The organism is Massilia sp. CMS3.1 (assembly GCF_051262535.1).
Classification (GTDB): Bacteria; Pseudomonadota; Gammaproteobacteria; order Burkholderiales; family Burkholderiaceae_D; genus Telluria.
Map to the genome: position 1 here is coordinate 1 of NZ_JBIMES010000051.1, position 3,229 is coordinate 3,229.

Consider the following 3,229-nt stretch of genomic DNA (forward strand, 5'->3'; position numbering starts at 1 on the left):
AGACATTGGCATGGCGGCCCTAAATGGCACGTCAACAGTCGGTCTGTTGACGTGCTAGCCATTCGTTTGGATACGGATCGTAGTCGGTCGGGTACGCCGCGGCATATTCCCCACGACCATACATTGAATAGTATTTCTTCATCGCTTCGGCATGAGATGCCGCCTCGAATATCGTGACTAGACGAGCGCCTTCGCCAAGCGTTGCTCTGAATGCGTCTCCGTCCGGGCCAGCCAGACGTAACGCCTCAAGCATCTGCCCATTCTCATCCGGATCTTCCCAAACTTCATGCAACAACAACGCCATCCTAGCTCCAGGTTTGAACGACTGCTTCTGGCCGACAGCGGAAATCGCATGACCGCAAGTCTACCGGACAGGGTTGCTCATGTGAAAGTTTTTGCGTGATGCCTCGTTGATTGGTGAAGGTCTGCTGCTGACCCATTGCGGACACTCGTTACCTGCCAGGTGAGCACACTCGAGCATTTACAGCTGTTTGAAATGATGTGAAGCGACGATGCTAGCGACGGCGAAGCAGACTTTTTACGAAGTGAGACAGGCTGCGCAATACCCGTGCCTCAAGTACGACCAGACGCGTCACCCAACGTGGCAGTTTAATATCCTCGGACAGCTTGTCCGCGATTTCCTCCGGAGTTTTGTCAGATACAAAAATTGCTTTGTAAAAGCCGAAGAGGATTTTGATCTCGATCATTGCAAGTACGGCTATAGCCGTCGTGCGCAGCCAACCGACGGAACCGAGAACATGCTGATGTTCAGTGGGAATAAGGTGAGAAGTAGCCCAGATCCCGAGCGAAGCGAGACTTACCATGGGCAAGATCACCGCCGTTCCTCTAGCGCGGTAGCACCAGAGGTAGAGCAGCGGCAGTACAACTGCTAAGTCGAACAGCACTGCGCTTTCAAACAGACGCGGATGACGCCAATCCTGTAACTGAAGGGCGCTCACGTCACCCAGGACAACAGCGATTGCTAGCGGATAGAACCAGTTAGCACGCAACCAACTATACGCAATGTGATCGTCTGAAGAAAGTTGCGCCATTACTTTTTTCCTTATTGCTGAATATTATCGGGACCCTATCGGCATACGCGCGCCAGTCTGCTCTTGGCCGAAAGCAGCTGTGGCAACAGCATAGCAGCCTGCCCAAGGGAAAAATCCTCAGATTGTCACGAAGGACTGGAATCGACCCGAAGCGGCCATTGCCCAAAACTGTTAAAGGATAGGGGCACCCATCAGCGCAGCACTGGCCGCGCCTGCCAAATGCTCAAAAGGGCTTTGACAGCTAACTGAACGATGAGTGCGGATGTCAGCGCAATTAGAAACGCAACCCCGATAGTTTGTTCTTTCAACAGCATTGAAATAAGCAAGCAAAACGTGGCGAACGCGAAATAGCCGTAGATCATGCCGCGTAGGAGGGCGACCGCAAACGTTCGGCCCGAATGACGATGCGAAAATCCGACAAGCACCGTGCTCATGATGGGAAACATGGCGAGGAAGCCGCTCATCCGCGCGCCAAGCCGAGAGGCCGAAAATGTGACGAACAGCACGAGTAGTGCGGCGGCGAGCATGCGCCAGGGAAGGTCACTTGAGCTCGACTTGGCCGGCGCGATAGGGTCTGGCGCCACTGCGGGAAAGCACAAGGGCGTAATCAGAAGCGATGCGATGACGAGCGCAAAGCTGAGCATGATGTCTATTTGCGTTGATTGCAGAACGGCAAGTGCAACGCCATACATAACGAGTGCACACAGCATCGATCCAAAAACATTAAATCGACGCGAGGCCCACACATAGGCGAGCGTAAACACCAGAATAGCGATTACCGCGAGTAGGGTGCCCTGAGCCGCAGTGGCTGCAAATGATGCGCCTTGTTCGAGCGACAGTATCAGCAGGATCGGCCCGGCAACGATCGGGAAGGCGGATAACCATCCCGCCACCGCTGGCCCCCAGCGACGACCGGCAAGCGTCACGCTGAGAATCAGTAAGGGCACAAGCAGTAGTTTGAGAAAGAAAATTGAATCAATCATGTCTTGTCTGAGTATTTTGAAGTGCGAAACTGCGAACGGCCGCTTTTGGCCGTTTCCGACCGTTCAGTGTACGGCAGCTTCCGACCCGAAGCAGACTTTCACTTATCTTTACTTTCTCGGTTTTCGGCAGCGTCACGCTGTAGGTCAGAATGAGCAGCGTGATGGATGGTGGAAAGTTAGGTCCGGGAACTTCGAACGGCTGGGAAATACGCTTTCGTCACGACCGAGCGTGTCCCCGGATGCAGGTTGTCGATGTGGGCATTCGACTGGATTACAATCCATAAGGCGACTTCTGGATCGAGCGAATGAATCTGGCGGCACCTTTTAATGACGGCATCGGCAACTGCGCGATCAGCCACTCTATAAACATTCATGGTGACCCCACCACCTTGAAATGGCCCAACTTTCCAGCCGTCTCCGTCCCAAAGAACCATCTGATTTCTCTGACACTCATCCCGTGTAGAGCAAGCTCCCAGCGTTATGAGTTCGTGCTTTATCGCCTCTCCATATACCCGGCCTTGGTCGTAATACATATGGCTGCCACAGCCGGCGGTCGAAATTGCCAGCGCTGCGATCAGGGTAATTCCAGTTTTTTGCATTTTCTTTTAGGCCTCTACCTATTCGTTGAAGGTCTGCTCTTGGCCGGTAGCAGTCCACCAGCGAAGGACCGCAACCGACCCATTGCAGACGTTGCGCAGATTGCGTAGCCTACCGCGCCAGACTGCCGTACTTCCACGACATATCCATCAGTTCCGGTTCATGCAAACAGAAGACGCTGACACAAGCATTACCTGAAACCACTAACCACTCGCGACGTACAGTCTCAAAAGTCCGAAGCACATCTTCTTCCGCCGACCAGCCGCCATTCTTCACTTCCAGTACATGACTTCCACGAGCGAAGCTCTTGGAAATCCAGTAACGCGCCAAGTCCGCCTCATCCAAAAAACGGAAGCCTGAAGGCTGTGAGAAGTGTATTTTGAGTCCGTGAACAGTTCCCTCTTTGTCTTTCAAGCACGCCAAGATAACGTCCAAGTTACCGTCAAGATAGCAAAGCGACTCGACGTCTGATTCGTGTTGCACACCATTTGTCGGTCCGAATGCTTGTGTTTCGATCTGCATTTCTTTCTTCCCTAGCACTTAGCAAACACAGTCATTGCTGGCAAACGGATGACATTTTCAACGTCCGCTTTTGGC

At 53.0% G+C, this 3,229-nt stretch carries 5 protein-coding genes; all 5 read right to left on the reverse strand.

Annotation, left to right across the window (positions count from 1 at the left end; translation table 11 throughout):
* Positions 1-31 precede the first annotated feature (31 nt).
* Complete coding sequence (locus ACHAC9_RS24300) at positions 32-304, reverse strand: hypothetical protein (protein WP_435764358.1); 273 nt, start codon at positions 302-304, stop codon at positions 32-34.
* 211 nt (positions 305-515) lie between these two features.
* Entirely contained in the window at positions 516-1,052 is a 537-nt protein-coding gene (locus ACHAC9_RS24305) for a hypothetical protein (protein ID WP_435764360.1), read from the reverse strand.
* A 191-nt stretch (positions 1,053-1,243) separates the two neighbouring features.
* Complete coding sequence (locus ACHAC9_RS24310) at positions 1,244-2,035, reverse strand: hypothetical protein (RefSeq protein ID WP_435764362.1); 792 nt, start codon at positions 2,033-2,035, stop codon at positions 1,244-1,246.
* A 176-nt stretch (positions 2,036-2,211) separates the two neighbouring features.
* Positions 2,212-2,634, reverse strand: a complete 423-nt coding sequence (locus ACHAC9_RS24315) for a hypothetical protein (protein ID WP_435764364.1) — start codon at positions 2,632-2,634, stop codon at positions 2,212-2,214.
* A gap of 109 nt (positions 2,635-2,743) precedes the next feature.
* Positions 2,744-3,154 carry a hypothetical protein gene (locus ACHAC9_RS24320; RefSeq protein WP_435764366.1) on the reverse strand — a complete coding sequence of 137 codons (411 nt, stop codon included), beginning with the start codon at positions 3,152-3,154 and terminating at the stop codon, positions 2,744-2,746.
* Between the last annotated feature and the right edge of the window lie 75 nt (positions 3,155-3,229).